16 protein-coding genes are annotated in these 16,806 nt (G+C 64.0%); 4 read left to right on the top strand and 12 right to left on the bottom strand.

The window, feature by feature from the left end; genetic code table 11:
* Positions 1-50 precede the first annotated feature (50 nt).
* Positions 51-1,406 carry a proline--tRNA ligase gene (gene proS, locus VXL81_RS15595; protein WP_416555018.1) on the bottom strand — a complete coding sequence of 452 codons (1,356 nt, stop codon included), beginning with the start codon at positions 1,404-1,406 and terminating at the stop codon, positions 51-53.
* A 224-nt stretch (positions 1,407-1,630) separates the two neighbouring features.
* Here proS and VXL81_RS15590 point away from each other — a divergent pair, with 224 nt between their 5' ends.
* From VXL81_RS15590 to VXL81_RS15580, 3 genes are read left to right on the top strand one after another with little or no spacing between them, the layout of a single operon-like run.
* The gene (locus VXL81_RS15590) at positions 1,631-2,698 is read left to right on the top strand and encodes an AI-2E family transporter (RefSeq protein WP_416539032.1); all 1,068 of its coding nucleotides are present in this window, start codon (positions 1,631-1,633) and stop codon (positions 2,696-2,698) included.
* A gap of 9 nt (positions 2,699-2,707) precedes the next feature.
* A complete protein-coding gene (locus tag VXL81_RS15585) occupies positions 2,708-3,478 on the top strand; it encodes a chromosomal replication initiator DnaA (protein ID WP_416555016.1) in 771 nt (256 codons plus the stop codon).
* A 47-nt stretch (positions 3,479-3,525) separates the two neighbouring features.
* Positions 3,526-5,070, top strand: a complete 1,545-nt coding sequence (locus VXL81_RS15580) for a Ppx/GppA family phosphatase (RefSeq protein ID WP_416555014.1) — start codon at positions 3,526-3,528, stop codon at positions 5,068-5,070.
* Between the two features lie 64 nt (positions 5,071-5,134).
* Here VXL81_RS15580 and VXL81_RS15575 read toward each other — a convergent pair whose 3' ends face one another.
* The 7 genes from VXL81_RS15575 to VXL81_RS15545 form a co-directional block, all read right to left on the bottom strand.
* Positions 5,135-5,575 carry a hypothetical protein gene (locus VXL81_RS15575; protein WP_416555012.1) on the bottom strand — a complete coding sequence of 147 codons (441 nt, stop codon included), beginning with the start codon at positions 5,573-5,575 and terminating at the stop codon, positions 5,135-5,137.
* A 132-nt stretch (positions 5,576-5,707) separates the two neighbouring features.
* Positions 5,708-6,703, bottom strand: a complete 996-nt coding sequence (locus VXL81_RS15570; RefSeq protein ID WP_416555010.1) for an endonuclease/exonuclease/phosphatase family protein — start codon at positions 6,701-6,703, stop codon at positions 5,708-5,710.
* Entirely contained in the window at positions 6,684-7,382 is a 699-nt protein-coding gene (locus VXL81_RS15565) for a molecular chaperone DjiA (RefSeq protein WP_340546028.1), read from the bottom strand. The genes VXL81_RS15570 and VXL81_RS15565 overlap by 20 nt, the downstream gene beginning before the upstream one ends.
* A gap of 9 nt (positions 7,383-7,391) precedes the next feature.
* Positions 7,392-7,916: a GNAT family N-acetyltransferase gene (locus tag VXL81_RS15560; RefSeq protein ID WP_340546029.1), complete on the bottom strand. Its 525-nt coding sequence runs from the start codon at positions 7,914-7,916 to the stop codon at positions 7,392-7,394.
* Positions 7,913-8,515, bottom strand: coding sequence for a VOC family protein (locus VXL81_RS15555; protein ID WP_340546030.1), 603 nt, complete (start codon positions 8,513-8,515; stop codon positions 7,913-7,915). Before VXL81_RS15555 ends, VXL81_RS15560 begins: the two co-directional genes overlap by 4 nt.
* A gap of 397 nt (positions 8,516-8,912) precedes the next feature.
* Positions 8,913-11,039 carry a methylmalonyl-CoA mutase gene (gene scpA / locus VXL81_RS15550; RefSeq protein ID WP_340546031.1) on the bottom strand — a complete coding sequence of 709 codons (2,127 nt, stop codon included), beginning with the start codon at positions 11,037-11,039 and terminating at the stop codon, positions 8,913-8,915.
* Entirely contained in the window at positions 11,002-11,937 is a 936-nt protein-coding gene (locus tag VXL81_RS15545; RefSeq protein ID WP_416555008.1) for a hypothetical protein, read from the bottom strand. Before VXL81_RS15545 ends, scpA begins: the two co-directional genes overlap by 38 nt.
* A gap of 202 nt (positions 11,938-12,139) precedes the next feature.
* On the opposite strand from VXL81_RS15545, the gene VXL81_RS15540 reads away from it, so the two are divergent.
* Complete coding sequence (locus tag VXL81_RS15540; RefSeq protein WP_374015580.1) at positions 12,140-12,742, top strand: DUF4174 domain-containing protein; 603 nt, start codon at positions 12,140-12,142, stop codon at positions 12,740-12,742.
* Positions 12,743-12,839: 97 nt separating this feature from the next.
* Here VXL81_RS15540 and VXL81_RS15535 read toward each other — a convergent pair whose 3' ends face one another.
* The 4 genes from VXL81_RS15535 to VXL81_RS15520 form a co-directional block, all read right to left on the bottom strand.
* Positions 12,840-13,364 (bottom strand): hypothetical protein, encoded by a 525-nt coding sequence (locus tag VXL81_RS15535; RefSeq protein WP_340546335.1) that lies wholly within the window; start codon positions 13,362-13,364, stop codon positions 12,840-12,842.
* Between the two features lie 9 nt (positions 13,365-13,373).
* A complete protein-coding gene (locus VXL81_RS15530) occupies positions 13,374-15,419 on the bottom strand; it encodes an acetyl-CoA carboxylase biotin carboxylase subunit (RefSeq protein ID WP_416555006.1) in 2,046 nt (681 codons plus the stop codon).
* Positions 15,420-15,646: 227 nt separating this feature from the next.
* A complete protein-coding gene (locus VXL81_RS15525; protein WP_340546034.1) occupies positions 15,647-15,850 on the bottom strand; it encodes a hypothetical protein in 204 nt (67 codons plus the stop codon).
* Positions 15,851-16,402: 552 nt separating this feature from the next.
* On the bottom strand, positions 16,403-16,759 hold the full coding sequence (locus tag VXL81_RS15520) for a hypothetical protein (RefSeq protein WP_416535115.1): 357 nt from the start codon (positions 16,757-16,759) through the stop codon (positions 16,403-16,405).
* Positions 16,760-16,806 lie beyond the last annotated feature (47 nt).

The following is a 16,806-nucleotide window of genomic DNA, read 5'->3' as shown; positions in this document are numbered from 1 at the left end:
CGGACCGTGCTGATCGTTCCATAAGGGCGTGTCGCGGGCTATGCGCCGCTTCAGAAGCCCCGGCCGGTCCGGTGGTTGGCATAGATCTCCACGATCTTCTGCACTGCCGCCTCGGGCGAGAGTTCCTCGCTTTCGCCGCTGCGGCGCGAGGTGAGTTCGACCACGCCGTTTTTCAGACCACGCGGGCCGACGGTGATGCGCCAGGGCAGACCGATCAGGTCCATGGTGGCGAATTTACCGCCCGCCCGTTCCTTGCGATCATCATAAAGCGGCTCCAGCCCGACAGCTGTCAGCGCGTCATAAAGGCTCTCGCAGGCGGCGTCGGCTTCTTCGTCGCCCTGTTTGAGGTTCACGATCCCGCAGTGGAACGGCGTCACACCTTCGGGCCAGATGATGCCCTTTTCGTCGTGGCTGGCCTCGATGATGGCGCCAAGGAGACGCGAAACGCCGATCCCGTGCGAGCCCATATGGACCGGCGACTGCTTGCCATCGGGGCCTTGCACATTGGCACCCATCGCTTCGGAATATTTGGTACCAAAGTAGAAGATCTGGCCAACCTCGATCCCGCGCGCCACCCGGCGACGGTCTTCCGGCACCTCGTTAAACAGCGCCTCGTCATGGGTTTCATCGGTGCGGGCATATTTGGAGGTAAACTCCTCCAGCACGCCCTGACACTGCTCGACGCTGTCGTAATCAATTTCGCGATCGCCAAAGGTCAGATCGGTGACTGCGCTGTCATAGAACACCTCGCTCTCGCCGGTCTCGGCCAGAACCAGGAATTCATGGGTATAATCGCCGCCAATCGGCCCGCCATCGGCGCGCATCGGGATCGCCTGAAGCCCCATACGCTCGTAGCTGCGCAGATAGCTGACCAGATGACGGTTATAGGCGTGCAGCGCGTCCTCTTTGGTCAGGTCGAAGTTATAGCCGTCCTTCATGTAGAATTCGCGGCCCCGCATGACACCGAACCGCGGGCGGATCTCGTCGCGGAATTTCCACTGGATGTGGTAGAGCGTCAGCGGCAGATCCTTGTAGCTGCCGACATGGCTGCGGAAGATATCGGTGATCAGCTCTTCGTTGGTGGGACCATAGAGCATGTCGCGGCCATGGCGATCGGAGATCCGCAGCATTTCCTGACCATAGTCATCATAGCGCCCCGATTCCTTCCACAGATCCGCCGATTGCAGCGTCGGCATCAGCATCGGGATATGACCCGCGCGCATCTGCTCTTCATGGACGATGGTTTCGATCTTCTTCAGCACCTTGAAGCCCAAGGGCAGCCAGGAATAGATCCCGGCAGAGGACTGCTTGATCATGCCGGCGCGCAGCATGTAGCGGTGGCTGACGATCTGGGCTTCGGAGGGGGTCTCCTTCAGCACGGGAAGAAAATAGCGGGACAGGCGCATGGCGGTCTCATTTATCAATCTGGGTTCGCAAGCGGTCTAAGCCATCGACGCGCCTCAGGCAATCGTGCTTTGCGTTTCGGCACGTGGCTGACCGGGCGGATGACCTGACCGCCCCCCCTGCGGGAACCGGTGGCGGGTCATTGGGGTTGCATCGACGGGGCGCATGGGCGAAGACTTCTGCCCAAACAGGCCCCTAGGATCAGGCTGAGAGCAGGACGCAACACATGGCACTTCCGGCACAGAAGCAATTGAAATACTGGGGCATTGCCGCTGTCGTCTTTGCGGTGACCATGTGGGCACTGGGCGATGTCCTGCTGCCGTTTGTCCTGGGCGCCGCGATTGCCTATCTCCTTGATCCGATTGCCGACCGGCTGGAAGCGGCGGGGCTCAGCCGCACGGCGGCCACCGCAACTATCACCGTTGCGGCGGTACTGCTGTTTGTGGTGCTGCTGCTGGTGGTGGTGCCGACGCTGATCTACCAGATGATCGACCTCGCGCAGGTGCTGCCGGAGGCCTTCAAGAACCTGCGCGACTTTGCCCAGAAACAGGCCCCGTCCCTGTTTGACGAGGGCAGCCGTGCCCAGCAGACCATCGTGTCCATCGCCCAGACCCTGCAAAGCAAGGCGATCAGCGTGCTGGAGGGCGTTGTCGGCTCCGCGGTTTCGCTGGTCAACGTCATGGTGCTGTTTGTGATTGTTCCGGTGGTCGCGGTCTATTTTCTGGTCGATTGGGATCGCATGGTTGCGCGGATCGACGAGCTGCTGCCGCGCGATCACGCCCCCACCATCCGCGAGCTGGCCGCGCGCATCGACAAGGTGCTGGCCTCCTTTATCCGCGGCATGGGGACGGTCTGCCTGATTCTCGGCTCCTATTACGCAGTGGCGCTGATGCTGGTGGGGCTGAACTTCGGTCTTGCGGTGGGGTTCATCGCCGGTCTGGTCACCTTTATCCCCTATCTCGGCGCCCTGATCGGCGGCGCGCTGGCCATCGGGCTGGCGCTGTTCCAGTTCTGGGGCGACTGGTGGTCGATCGGCATGGTCGCAGGCATTTTCGTGATCGGTCAGGTGGTTGAGGGCAATTTGCTCACCCCCAAGCTGGTTGGCAATTCGGTTGGGCTGCATCCGGTCTGGCTGCTGCTGGCGCTGTCGGTCTTTGGCGCGCTGTTCGGCTTTGTCGGCATGTTGATCGCGGTGCCGGTTGCCGCCGCACTCGGGGTGATTGCGCGGTTCCTGGTTGAGCGCTATCTGGACAGTCGCCTCTACCAGGGCAAAGCCTTTCACGACGCGGACTGAACCTGACCCATGGCACAACAGCTGAGCTTTGACCTCCCGGCGAAACCGGCGCTTGGACGGGACGATTTCTTTGTCGCGCCCTCCAATGCGATGGCGGTGGCGATGCTGGATCCCGCCTTTGCCTGGCCCGGCGGCAAGCTGGTGCTGAGCGGGCCGAAACGCTCCGGCAAGACCCATCTGGTGCATGTCTGGGCCAGCAACTCCGGCGCGCGCATCCTGCCCGCCTGGCAGCTGACCAAGGCGGATGTGCCGCATCTGGCTGACGGCCCGATCGCCATCGAGGACGTGCCGGATATTGCCGATAACGCCGAGGCGCAGGATGCCCTGTTTCACCTGCACAATCTGGTTCTGGCCAATGGCCATGCGCTGATGCTGACCGGGCGGGCCGCACCGCATCTGTGGGCGATGTCGCTGCCCGATCTGCAAAGCAGGGTCGAAGGCGCGACCCATGCCCAGCTGCAACCGCCGGATGACGCGCTGCTGTCGGTGGTGCTGGCAAAACTGTTCAACGACCGGCAGATCACCCCGAAACCCGATGTGATCCCCTATCTGGTGGCGCATATGGACCGCTCCTTTGCCGCGGCCTCGCAGATCGTCGAGGAGCTGGACCGCCTGTCCCTCGCCGAAGGGCGGATGGTGTCGCGGGTGCTGGCGGTCGAGCTGATGTCGGACCGCCCTGCCCGAACCGCACGCAGCCCGTCGCGGCCTGCGGACAAACCAGCCGCCACCGCATCAGCCGATGCCGCAGACAGGTCCGGCGCTGCCGCAGCCTGCGATTGACCCGGCTTTGCCGATCCCCCATCCTGACGACACGTAACGGAGCCAACATGCACGTGACACCGGAGCCTGCCACCGCCGATTGGGGGCCTTTTGGCCGACCCTTGTTTGACGATCCGGGCGCCCGCGCCCTGTCACGGGTGGGCGTGGTGGACGTCGGCTCCAACTCGGTGCGGATGGTGATCTTTGACGGGGCCGCCCGTAGCCCCGCTTATTTCTACAACGAAAAAATCATGTGTGCCCTGGGCGCTGGCCTGTCGGAGACCGGTCGGCTGAACCCGGAGGGGCGCATCCGCGCCCTGTCGGCGCTGCGCCGGTTCCAGCATCTGGCCGCGGGCATGGACATGCCGCCGCTGTCGGTGGTGGCCACTGCGGCGGTGCGCGATGCCAGCGACGGGCAGGATTTCTGCGACGAGGTGCTGCGCGAAACCGGGCTGAAGATCTGGGTCATCGACGGTCAGGAAGAGGCGCGCCTGTCTGCGCAGGGCGTGCTGCTGGGCTGGCCCGGGTCCTATGGTCTGGTCTGCGATATCGGTGGCTCCTCCATGGAGCTGGCAGAAATCCATGACGGTGAGGTCGGCAAACGGGTGACTTCCTCACTCGGCCCGCTGAAACTGCGCGACGTTGCGGGAGGCCGGCGTGGCCGCAAGGCGCATATCACCGAGGTGATGGAGGGCCTGCGCAGCGAGATGGGCCAGCAGAACGACCGGCTGTTTCTGGTCGGCGGCAGCTGGCGGGCGATTGCCCGGATCGACATGGCGCGGCGCGGCTACCCGCTGCGGGTCCTGCATGAATACCGCATGAGCGCCCAATCCGTGCGCGAGACCCTGCGCTATATCGAGACCCAGGACCTGGAAGAGCTGCGCGCCGAATGCGGTGTTTCCAGCGCCCGGATGTCGCTGGTGCCCTATGCCGCCGATGTGCTGTCGCGGCTGGTCAAGACCTTTCGGCCCAAGGATATCGCGGTCTCCAGCTATGGCATCCGCGAGGGGCTGCTCTACGAGCAGATGCCCCAGCGCCTGCGCGACCGCGATCCGCTGATCGAAGCCAGCCGCTTTGCCGAGCAGAAGGATGCCCGCATCCCCGGTTTTGGCCGCACGCTGTATGAATTCGTCTCGCCGCTGTTCAGATCCTCCGACCATGCCAAGACCCGGCTGGTGAAAGCCGCCTGCCTGCTGCATGACGTCAGCTGGCGCGCCCATCCCGACTATCGCGCCGAGGTCTGTTTCGACAACGCCACACGGGCCAATCTGGGCGGGCTGAAACACTCCGAACGGATCTTTCTCGGCCTTGCGCTGCTGCACCGCTATCGCAACAAGCGGCAGGGGACGGCGTTTGAATATCTCTATGATCTTCTGGACGAGCGCGGCAAGAAAGAGGCCGAGATCCTGGGCAAGGCGATGCGGTTCGGCGCCATGCTGATGGTCAGCAAGGATGGCAACATCGGCAAGCTGGTCTGGCAACCGCGCAAGAAACACCTGCTGCTGGAACTGCCGGCCGAGGCGGAGCCGCTGTTTGGCGAGGTGGCAGAGGCCCGTCTGGCCTCGCTCGCCCGCTCGCTGGAGGCCGAGCTGCGGGTTAAGATCCGCAAGTAACCGCAGCGCCTGCCCCGCATCGGGTCAGACCGTCTCTTGCCGCTCTGGGCCGATCTTCAGCGCGTCACAGGTCGGTTGTGCCTTCGGGCAGATCGGTGTCCGGGCTGGCCTGCGGGGATCCACCCGGCGGCACGCCTGGAGCGTCCTGCGGCTTGCGGCGAATGATGATATCGCCATTGGGCAGGATTTCGGGACGTTCATAAACGCTCCAGTCCTCGACCTTGCCCGCGATCTCGGCCAGTGCAGGCCCCATCTCCGACAGGAACCCTTGCAGGCTTGGCCCGAATTCATCCGCCAGCGCCTGAAGATCGTCAAGCGCGGGCGCCATTTCCTGACGCAGCCCCTCCCAGAACAGCTCCGCCCCGCGCTGCATCAGGCTGCTGCCTTCGTCCTCTGGCGCGGGTGCGGTTTCGGCAGCCACCGGCGCTGTCAGCGGCAGCACCAGCAGCCCCGCAAGCGCAAGGCCGCGCATCGACTGAGGCGTCATTCGGAACCTAGGCATCATGTCATTGCCCCCTTTAGGGTTGGACGGGATTGCTTGCCGTCAATATAGGCGAAACACGCCAGGATTGAAGTGGCGACCACCACCGGCGGCGTCGCGCAGCCCCCGGTGCCGCCGGTGAACCTTTGAGGGCCTTCACCCAAGATCGAGATCAAGGCTGACCGGAAAGTGATCGGAGGCCGCCAGCAGCGCCTCGCGCAGATCGACATCCTCATAACAGGCGGCATCCTCGAACGGGTGCCAGATCCGCCAGCTCTGCGCCGATTGGCGCAGCCCGGAAGAGACCATGACATAATCCAGCAAGGCACTGAAATAGCGTTTGTTTGCCTTGTCATAAAAGCGTGCCGTACTGGGCATCACCCGCAGCCGGGGTTGCAGCAGGCTCTGGGCGTTCGGATCATAGAGATCGCTCTCCATCACAATCTCGACCGAGGAGCGATTGAACAGCTGCTCATAATCGTCAAGCCCCGGCCCGTCGTTGAGATCGCCCATCACGATGACATCCCGTCCTTCGGCCAGAAGCTGCTCAACCCGGCGGCGCAGCCAGATCGCCTGTGCCAGCTGTTTGCGCCGGTTGGCAATCGACAGGCTGACCGCGTGCCCTTCGGAGCGCGCGCCATGGGGTGCTTTCGATTTCAGATGCGCGCCGATCAGCGCCACCTCGCGCCCGCCGTTTGTGGTCAGGGTCAGCTCCAGCGGCGGTTTGGAAAACCGCACCGCATCCTTTTTGGCATCAATATCCAGATCAATGTGAAAGACACCGTCGAAACGCGGTGCCTCGGTGGTTTGCGCCGGTGTATGGGCCACCCGCAGCACCTGCGGATCGTAGAGAAAGGCAATTTCCTGCTGGGTGTCATTGGCAAAACCGATCAGCGCGTCGGTGCTGCGCAGCCCGGCCTCTCGCGCGAAATGTTCCAGCGCGTGCACGGTCTGGCGGCGACCATTGGTATCCGGGGCCTCGATCACCATGATGCCATCGGCATCGAGGCGTTGAAACACCCGCGCCAGCGCGCGTGTCTGACTGCTGCGATCCACCCCGTAGCGGCCCGAACTGCCAGCGTCCATCAGCAGGCGGTCCCCGGCGTCAAACAGCGAGGAGAACCATTCGACGTTATACGTGACGAGCCGCATGGGCCGCACATCCGTTGATTTCATCCCAGGCGCGGTTGATGTCGATCATCCGCTTTTCCGCCAGCCGCACCGCCTCTTCGGGGACGCCACGGGCCATCATCGCATCCGGGTGGGTCTCTCGCACCAGCTTGCGCCAATGTTTGCGGATCTCCTCGCGCGGCATCTCTGGGGTCACCCCCAGCACCGTGTAGGGATCGCGCGGCGCATCGGCAACAAACCGCGCCCTCAGCGCCATGAACTGCTGCTCGCTCTGACCGAAGATGCGGCTGACCTCGGACAGGAATTCGTTTTCGCCGGGATGATAAAACCCGTCCGCCATGGCGATGTGAAACAGTCCTTCCATCAGATCGCACAGCGTCTGCGGGTCATTGGCAAACATCTTCTGGATCCGCGCGGCATAGTCCTGATAGCCCGCAACATCGGTTCGGGCGAGGTCAAACACCCGCGCAGCACCTGCCTCATCCTCCGCCGCGATCTGGAACACCTCGCGAAAGGCGGTGACCTCGTCGCGGGTGACCTGCCCGTCCGCCTTGGCCATTTTGGCACCAAGCGCAATCACCGCGATGGCAAAGGCAACGGTGCGTTCCGGTGGCGCACGCAGGCTGTCGAAGACATCGCTGAGGCTCTGGCCAGAGGCCAGCGCAGCGAGCGCTTCGGTGATGCGGGTCCAAAGTGACATATGGCCAGCCTAGCCTGCTTTGGCCGGACTGTCAGCGGGGCCAACCCCTTTGGGAGAGAGAATTTTCTGCATCAGCACCAGATCCAGCCACTGGCCCCATTTGTAGCCGACCTCCGGCATCCGTCCGACCTCGACAAATCCCATGGCCGCGTGAAAGCCAAGCCCGCCTGCATTGAGCGCGCTGATGCCTGCGACCAGCACGTGGATGCCGTCCCGGCGCGCGACCTCCTCGATGGCGGCGATCAGCGCCCGGCCGGTGCCCCGGCCACGGGCCGCTTCGGTGAGGTAAATCGCATGTTCAGCGGTGCGGGCATAGCCGGGGCCGCTGCGAAACCCGCCAAGGCTGATGTAGCCAAGGATCTGGCCCGCCTCCTCGGCCACCTGCACATAGGTGCCTTTCTCGGCGATCTCATCGCTGACCTGCGCGCCGGTCTTTTCCGCCGTGGTGAAGGTGATCAGCGTGTCGCGGATGATCTGGTTGGTGATCGCGGCGATTGCCTCTGCATCCGCTGCGGTGGCCGCCCGGACGATCATCGCAGCACCCGGCGCCCATGGGGCGTGTCGAACTCGGCCTCGAAGGCGGCAGGGCCGCTGTGGATCTCGACCCGCGGATCATCAAACGGCAGCGCCTGCGCCAGAGCTGTGCTGTCCGGGTGCGACAGATGCAGACGGCGTAGGGTGCAGCCCTGCGGGACCAGCGCGGCGGCGGGATGGGGGCTGTGCCATTGCATCAGGGCCGGGAACATATTGTCGAACGGCAGAATGCCATCAGCCGGCACCGCCATCTGCCAGCTGAGATCACCCCGTTGCAGATCGACAATCTCGCCCGCGCCCTCCGGGGCTGCGGTCAGCGCGGCCGTGAGATCGGCGCAGCGGCAGATCCAGTTGGTGATCCGTGCCGGGCCGTGGCGGCGGTCCAGATCGAACCAGCGCGGGCTGCGCTGCGGTGTGGCGGCGGGGTCGATGGCAATGGCCTCGAGATAGAGGCCATCAGCAAGCCCAAGAAGCCGGTTGTGGGTGCCAAAGACCGCATGGCTGCCGCCCGGCTGCATCGGCACGCCGAGGCTTTCCTCCACATGGGCAACCGCCTCTTCCAGTGTCGCGGCCGAAACGGCCAGATGATCGAGTTCCATGACATGCTCCCCGCTGATGGCGGCGAGACTAGCCACCCGCCGCCGGGGTGCAAGCGGCAATGTTGGAACCACGTGCGGGCGCCCCCAACACTGGCGATGTCACGGCAGGTGGCTGCCCAACATCCGGGCACAGATGGGAGGCAGCAGCTCTCCCGCCCGTCGTCGTCGGCGTCACAGACGCCCCCGCGCCCGTTGGGCATGGCATCGCGCATCGCGCGATGTCGGCAGCCAGCCGGACAGGCTGGCTGCCGCGCCCAAGGCCGCAAGGGGGGATTTGCCCATCGGGCAAAGGCCCCCGGCGGGCGCGGGAGCGCTTATGAGCATGGGCAAGGCGGTCAGGCCGCAGCGCCGCCCTTGCCGGGCCGCAAATGCCGGCGGTCCTGATCAGCCGCGCCGGTTACCCACCCTGGCGGATCAGCTTCAGGATGTCCTGCGCCGCTTCGGGAATATTGGTGCCGGGGCCAAAGATCGCCTTGACGCCATTGTCATAGAGGAACTGGTAATCCTGCTGCGGGATCACCCCGCCACAAATCACGATGATATCCTCGGCGCCCTGCGCCTTCAGCTCCTGCACCAGCTGCGGGGCCAGCGTCTTGTGCCCTGCGGCCTGCGACGAAATCCCGACCACATGGACGTCATTGTCGATGGCGTCCTGTGCGGCCTCTTCCGGGGTCTGGAACAGCGGGCCGACGTCAACGTCAAAGCCGATATCGGCAAAGGCGGTGGCGATCACCTTGGCTCCCCGGTCGTGACCGTCCTGCCCCATCTTGACCACCAGAAGACGCGGGCGACGGCCCTCTGCCTCGGCAAAGTCTTCGATGGATTTCTGAATGGCGGCAAAGCCTTCGTCGCCCTCATAGGCGGCGCCATAGACACCGGCCAGGGTCTTGACCTCGGCGCTGTGACGGCCGAATTCCTTTTCCATTGCCATGGAGATCTCTCCGACTGAGGCCCGCGCGCGGGCGGCTTCGACGGCGGCGGCCAGAAGGTTGCCACCTTCCTTTGCGACGCGGGTCAGATTGTCCAGCGCGGCCTCGCAGGCGGCGCTGTCGCGGCTGGCGCGGATCTGTTCCAGCCGGGCGATCTGGCTGTCGCGCACCTTGACGTTGTCGACATCCAGAATGTCGATCGGATCTTCCTTTTCCTTGCGGTATTTGTTGACCCCGACGATCACCTCTTCGCCCCGGTCGATCATCGCCTGACGACGGGCCGCGCTTTCCTCGATGCGCAGTTTCGGCATGCCGGAGGCCACGGCCTTGGTCATGCCGCCCATCTCCTCGACCTCTTCCATCAGCGCCCAGGCTTTCTCGATCAGCTCATTGGTGAGGCTTTCGACATAGTAGGAGCCAGCCAGCGGATCGACCACATTGGTGACGCCGGTTTCCTCCTGCAGCACCAGCTGGGTGTTGCGGGCGATGCGGGCAGAGAAATCGGTGGGCAGCGCGATGGCTTCGTCCAGCGCGTTGGTGTGCAGCGACTGCGTGCCGCCCAGCACCGCCGACATCGCCTCATAGGCGGTGCGGATCACGTTGTTGTAGGGATCCTGCTCCTGCAAGGACACGCCCGAGGTCTGGCAATGGGTGCGCAGCATCTTGGAGCGGTCGGATTTGGCGCCAAAGTCGGTCATCACCCGGTGCCAAAGCGTGCGGGCGGCGCGCAGTTTGGCGATTTCCATGAAGAAATTCATGCCAATCGCAAAGAAGAAGCTCAGGCGGCCTGCGAATTTGTCAACATCCATGCCTGCCTCAATCGCGGCGCGGACATATTCGCGACCGTCCGCCAGCGTATAGGCCAGCTCCTGCACCAGATTGGCGCCGGCTTCCTGCATGTGATAGCCGGAAATGGAGATGGAATTGAATTTCGGCATCTCGTTCGAGGTATATTCGATGATGTCCGAGATGATCCGCATCGAGGGTTCCGGCGGATAGATATAGGTGTTGCGGACCATGAACTCCTTCAGGATATCGTTCTGAATGGTGCCTGCCAGCAGCGCCTTGTCATGGCCCTGCTCTTCGCCCGCGACGATAAAGCTGGCCAGGATCGGGATCACTGCGCCGTTCATCGTCATCGAGACCGAGACCTGATCCAGCGGGATGCCATCAAACAGGATTTTCATATCCTCAACGCTGTCGATGGCCACACCGGCCTTGCCGACATCGCCCATCACGCGGGGGTGGTCGCTGTCATAGCCGCGGTGGGTGGCAAGGTCGAAGGCCACCGAAACGCCCTGCTGCCCGGCCGCGAGGTTGCGGCGGTAGAAAGCGTTGGATTCCTCAGCCGTGGAGAAGCCCGCATATTGGCGGATGGTCCAGGGGCGGCCTGCGTACATCGTGGCCTTCACGCCCCGGGTAAAGGGTCCAAAGCCGGGCAGCGTGCCCATATGAGGCAGATCCTTGCTGTCGGCCTCAGTATAAAGCGGTTTTACATCAATGCCTTCCAGCGTATTCCAGGTCAGCGCGTCCAGCGTGCGTCCGCGCAGCTCTTTTTCAGCCAGAGCCCGCCAATCGTCGGTTTTGGTCGTCATCGGAAGTTCCTCTTGTCAGGTCGTATGAGGGCGGGTTCGAGCCCACCGCATGTTTGTCAGGGTCACGCATCAGCTCTGCCAGACCGTCCGCGCCGCCTTGCAGCCACATCAGATCATCGGCGTAGCGCTCGCGCAGCGCTGCGGATTGAATGTCGGAAAACGGGGTCCAGCGGCCCTCGCCGCGTGGCAGGTCGCGGGCGACGGCTGCCGACAGGCGATGCCGCAGGGTCGGCAGCCCGTCGGAGCGGTTGAGTCGATCCGAACAGGAGAACCGCGCCAGCCGCGTCCCGGTCAGCAGCGCCATCTGCACCTCTGGCCGGTCGCCATAGGTTTCATAGGGCAGCACCCGGATGCGGGCATTGGGCATGGCGCAGGCAATATCGGTGATCACATCGCGCCAGCTGCGCGGATGGGCAGCGATCCGCCCCAGCAGCGCGGCCGAGGGCAACGGGTGGCCATTGGTCACCATCCCGGTCAGCAGCGAGGTCCAGAACCGCTCCGGGCTGCGCAGGTTCAGCATCACATCGCGCACCTGCCCGTCAAAGGCGGCATCGAACCGCGCCATACGCACGCCGATGCTGCCATATAGCTGGCTCTGTTGCAGCAGGTCATTGGGACTGCCCATCATATTGGCGTCGCTGATCAGCAGCCGCGTGCTGCCGCTGGCGGCCTCGGTCGCGAGGCGCAGGCGCAGACGACCACGGGCGCGGGTTGCCAGGTCACGGCCTGTTACCGGGGCCGGGCCGGGATGGATGCCGTGGAACAGCCCGTCGCGGGTCTGGGCCGGTCCCCAGACCGCCAGCCCGTCACGGCGCAGCGCCGTTTCATGATGGGCAAGAAAGCCCTGAAAATATCCCGTAGCGCAGCGATGTGCGCCGATGTGCAGCATGATATCCATAGCCGGTCCCGTCCCGTTGGTGGCGCCGCGCGAGGCGGACAGCCCGGTTTGCAGAGGCCGGGAGGATGACATGGGCAGGCTGACAATAGGGTTAACGGCGGCTTTGGCCCCGAAGTGCGGGGTGGATTTTTTTGCCCGGCAAGCCGGATTGCCCATCGCAATTGGCGGGGCGGAGCATATATTCATCGCTACAGGAGAGCCGATGAAACAGTTGTTTGTCTTTGGAAAAACCCGATTTTGGCCCGCAGTCCCAGCTGCGGGCGCCGCGTTGGCGCTGCTGCTGGCGCTGCCCGGCCCGGCCATGGCGCAGGAGCCTGCAACAACCGAGGCCGCAGATGGCGCGCGCGGTGAGACCGCAACGATGATGGTCGAAGGCACCGATCCCGCCAGCGCCGCGCAGGAGCTGCCGCAGACCGCAGAAAACCTGGCGCAGGATCCGATCACCCAGCTGATCCGTGCCGGTGACAGCGTCGATCTGGACAGTCTCCTGTGGGTATACCGCCCCATCGTGGTCTTTGCCGACAGCCCTGCCGATCCGCGGTTCCACGAGCAGATGGAGCGGCTGACCGACGGCGCCGAGGCGCTGCTGGATCGCGATGTCATCGTGCTGACCGATACCGATCCAAGCGTGACGTCTGCGCTGCGCAAAACACTGCGGCCGCGCGGGTTCATGCTGGTTCTGATCGGCAAGGACGGCGGCGTCAAACTGCGCAAGCCGCAGCCCTGGACCGTGCGCGAGCTGAGCCGGACGATCGACAAATTCCCCGACCGGCTGCGCGAGGTGAAGGAACGGCGCGGCAGCTGAGCCGCCGCCGATGCACCGCGCCCCGCACCCGCGCGATGAAACGCGCCGGGATCCGGGGCCGCGTCCCGCAGCGGCTGGGTGGCAGATCGCAGGCCCATCACACCGCCCCGCCCTGCGCGTAGAACAGACGCCTGTTGGTGCGGTCCACCACCGCCATAAACCGGGCGCGTGGCTCATAGATCAACACCGATGTCGGATCGAGCAGCGCGATCAGATAGGCGCGGCTCACCTCCTCCAACATGCAGTCCTTGCCGACGATCCCGGCGGCAAAGATGCCATTGCCGCGCCCCTGATCCATCGTCATCACCTGAACCGAAACCATATTGGGCGACAGTCCGGGCACCTCAAAGGCGACGGGTTTGTCGTCATCGAGATGACGCAGCCCCGCCCGGACCGACCGTGCCTTGGTCAGCAGCGATGAAATCCGGGTGGCCTTGATTTCGAACACGCCTGCGGCGCAGTTGCGGCGGGAGAAGTAATACTGTGTCTCCCCCAGCTGCACCCAGTCGCCGACGGCGGCACGGGCCGCCGCCTCATCTTGCATGGCACAGCCCGCCAGCCCCGAAAGGACCAGCGCCAGACAGGCGACACGCGCCAGTTTGCGATATGGCTGCACCAACATCATCTGGTGTTATTCGAATTCCATGATCACTTCGTCAACGGCGAGGCTGTCACCGGCGGCGGCGTTGATCATGCTGACGACGCCTTTCCGCTCGGCGCGCAGGATGTTCTCCATCTTCATCGCCTCGATGGTGCAGAGCGCCTGACCTTCCTGAACCTCGTCGCCGACTTCGACCTCCAGTTTCACCACCAGACCCGGCATCGGGCAGAGCAGCAGTTTGGAGGTGTCGGGGGCGACTTTCTCGGGCATCAGCTTGGCCAGTTCCGCCTGTCGTGGCGTGCGCACATGAACCTTCAGATCGGCCCCGCGCGAGCGGATGCGGAACCCGCCGGAGATCTTGCCGACCTTCACCACCAGAGCATCACCGCCAACCGTCAGCCGGGCGAGCTGATCGCCGGGGGTCCAGTCCGAGGTGACGCGCAGGGTGCTGCCATCGTCAAACCGCACGGTGGAGCCGTCGCGGTCAGCGTCGATGATGACGTTGAAATCCATGCCCTGAAGCGAGACCACCCAGTCGCTGCCAACCTTGCGTTCGTGGTTGTCCATCCGGCCCGACACGCGGGTACGGCGGATTTCGGCAACCCGGTGCATGGCGGCAGAGGCGGCGGCGATCTTGCGCAGATCCTGCTCCGGCAGCTCCACCCCGACGAACCCTTCGGGATATTGCTCCTCGATAAAGGCGGTGGTCATGGTGCCCGCGATAAAGATCGGGTGATCCATCACCGCGCTGAGGAACGGCAGGTTGTGACCGATGCCTTCAACCTCGAAGCCGTCAAGCGCATCGCGCATGGCGGCAATCGCCGCCTCGCGTGTCGGCCCCCAGGTGCAGAGCTTGGCAATCATCGGGTCATAATACATCGAGATCTCGCCGCCCTCGAAGACGCCGGTGTCATTGCGCACGGCGAGTTCGCCCGCAGGGGCGTCGCCCTGCCATTTGCCGCTGTCATGCAGCGGGCCTGCGGCGACTTCGGCGGGCGGACGATAGCGGGTCAGGCGCCCGATGGAGGGCAGGAAACCCCGATAGGGATCTTCGGCATAGAGGCGGTTTTCGATGGCCCAGCCGTTCAGTTTGACGTCGTTCTGGGTGATCGACAGCGGCTCACCGTCGGCAATGCGGATCATCTGTTCGACCAGATCGACACCGGTGATCAGCTCGGTGACCGGGTGTTCGACCTGAAGGCGGGTGTTCATTTCCAGGAAGTAGAAATTCTTGTCGCCATCGACGATGAATTCCACCGTGCCAGCGGAGGCGTAGCCCACCGCCTTGGCCAGGGCAACGGCCTGTTCGCCCATGGCGCGGCGGGTGTCCTCATCGAGGAAGGGCGACGGCGCCTCTTCGACGACTTTCTGGTTGCGGCGCTGGATCGAGCATTCGCGCTCGCCCAGATAAATGCCATTGCCATGGCCGTCGCAGAGCACCTGAATTTCGATATGGCGCGGCTGGGTGACGAATTTCTCGATGAAGATCCGGTCGTCGCCAAAGGAGTTCGCCGCCTCGTTCTTGGAGGATTGGAACCCTTCGCGGGCCTCCTCATCGGACCAGGCGATCCGCATCCCCTTGCCACCACCACCGGCAGAGGCCTTGATCATCACCGGATAGCCGATCTCGTTGGAGATTTTCACCGCCTCGTCAGCGTCGGCAATCAGGCCCATGTAGCCGGGCACGGTGGAGACGCCAGCCTCCTGCGCGATCTTCTTCGAGGTGATCTTGTCACCCATGCTTTCGATGGCGCCCACCGGCGGGCCGACAAAGGCGACGCCTTCGGCGGCCAGCGCCTCGGCGAATTTGGCGTTTTCCGACAGGAAGCCATAGCCCGGATGCACCGCCTGCGCACCGGTTTTGCGGATTGCCTCCATCACCTTGTCGATGACGATATAGGACTGGTTGGCGGGCGGCGGGCCGATGTGGACAGCTTCATCAGCCATTTCGACATGCAGGGCCTGCTTGTCGGCGTCCGAGTAGATGGCAACGGTCTTGATGCCCATCTTGCGGGCGGTCTTGATGACCCGGCAGGCGATTTCGCCCCGGTTGGCAATCAGGATCTTTTCAAACATTGGCTGTCCCTTGTCTTCGGTGGGTGACGGAGCCCTGCCCCGTCACGGTCTTGGCTTCGTCAGAACACAAAAAAGGCCGCGCCGGAGGGGACTCCGGGTGCGGCCTTTGTGCGGTGATATATATGTGGCGCGCGGCCACTGCCCCTGCGGCGAGGCGGTCAGACGGCGTTGCTGTCAGGGCATGGCTGCGGCGATACAGGCGCGTGCCTGCGGCGCCACCGGCAGGCCTAGCACTTGCGCGGATTTTCCTTGCAGTAGATGACGTTGGCCGCAGCACCAACAGCGGCGCCTGTGACCAGGTTGCCGTTGAGCAGCGCCGAGCCGACGGCACCGGCACCGGCCCCGTAAACAACCTGTTCGCCGGTGGTGTCGCCACAGGCCGCAAGCGCGGTGCAGAGGCCAAAAGCCGCAAGAATGAGTTTTGCCTGCATTGGAATGATCCTTCGTTTTGTGATCCAAGCTCTGCGCAACTGTTCGCAGCACGGTCCAGAGCAAACAAGGATTTCTGTTGCGGATCAGGGGAATGCGCAGAAGCCTGCCAAACACTGGGGGGCAATTGGCAAGCTTCCGCCTTTGCATCCAAGGAAAAAATGGGCAGGCCGCGATTGGGGGGGCAAACCTGCCCTTCCAGGCGAAGGGGCTGGATCAGATGCACGACAGGCTGACCTGTCACGACCAGAGTGCACAGCCCGCGCCACAGAAACATCCCCTGAGTTGCAAAACACGCCAATTTGGCGAGAAGTTGCGCAAACCGGGATCTGCCCTGCAGGATTACGCCGAAATCGGCCCGGAATGCCCGGCTCGCGCCGCATATAGTGTCACCGCCCCGCGATCTGACCCTCCCTGCGGCCGGGTTTGCCGCGGGGCTCGCCACATCGCGCAGGGTCAAGAGATTCGCCGGGGCCCGATCACAGCCACTGCGCGGCGGTCGCGCGAGGCGACGACAGCTCTGCACAGCGATATGGTCGGGCCCGGCAAACATCTCAGCGCGCGCTCCCGTCGAAGACTTCGGGAAAGGACAGCTGGGCAACATCGACATTGATGACCAGCAGCGCCTCATAGCTTTCGGGATCAAACGGGTCCTCGGCCGGGATCACTTCGCGGCCGAACAGCCAGCTCAGACGACCTGCATCCAGATTACCACGTTCAAAGGGCTGATCGCCAAAGCAGTCCCACAGCGCCTGCATGAAGCCCGCATCGGCGCGCCGGTCTGCCGGGCGACGGTCGCGGAACCGTTCGCGACGGGTGATCGGCGTAACCCCCTTGGGGTTGGGACGGCGGATGACGAATTGAAAATCGGTGCCCGGCAGACGGCCGGGGAAACCGCGGTGTTTTAGCATGATGGTGCCTCCGATCCGGCACCCCGCGGGACGGTAGAGTCCGGCCG

It is taken from the genome of Phaeobacter sp. JH204B (assembly GCF_048055755.1).
GTDB classification, from domain to species: Bacteria; Pseudomonadota; Alphaproteobacteria; order Rhodobacterales; family Rhodobacteraceae; genus Phaeobacter; species Phaeobacter bryozoorum.
The sequence above is the reverse complement of the archived record's forward strand: the minus strand, read 5'-3'. Positions and strand labels throughout refer to the sequence as shown.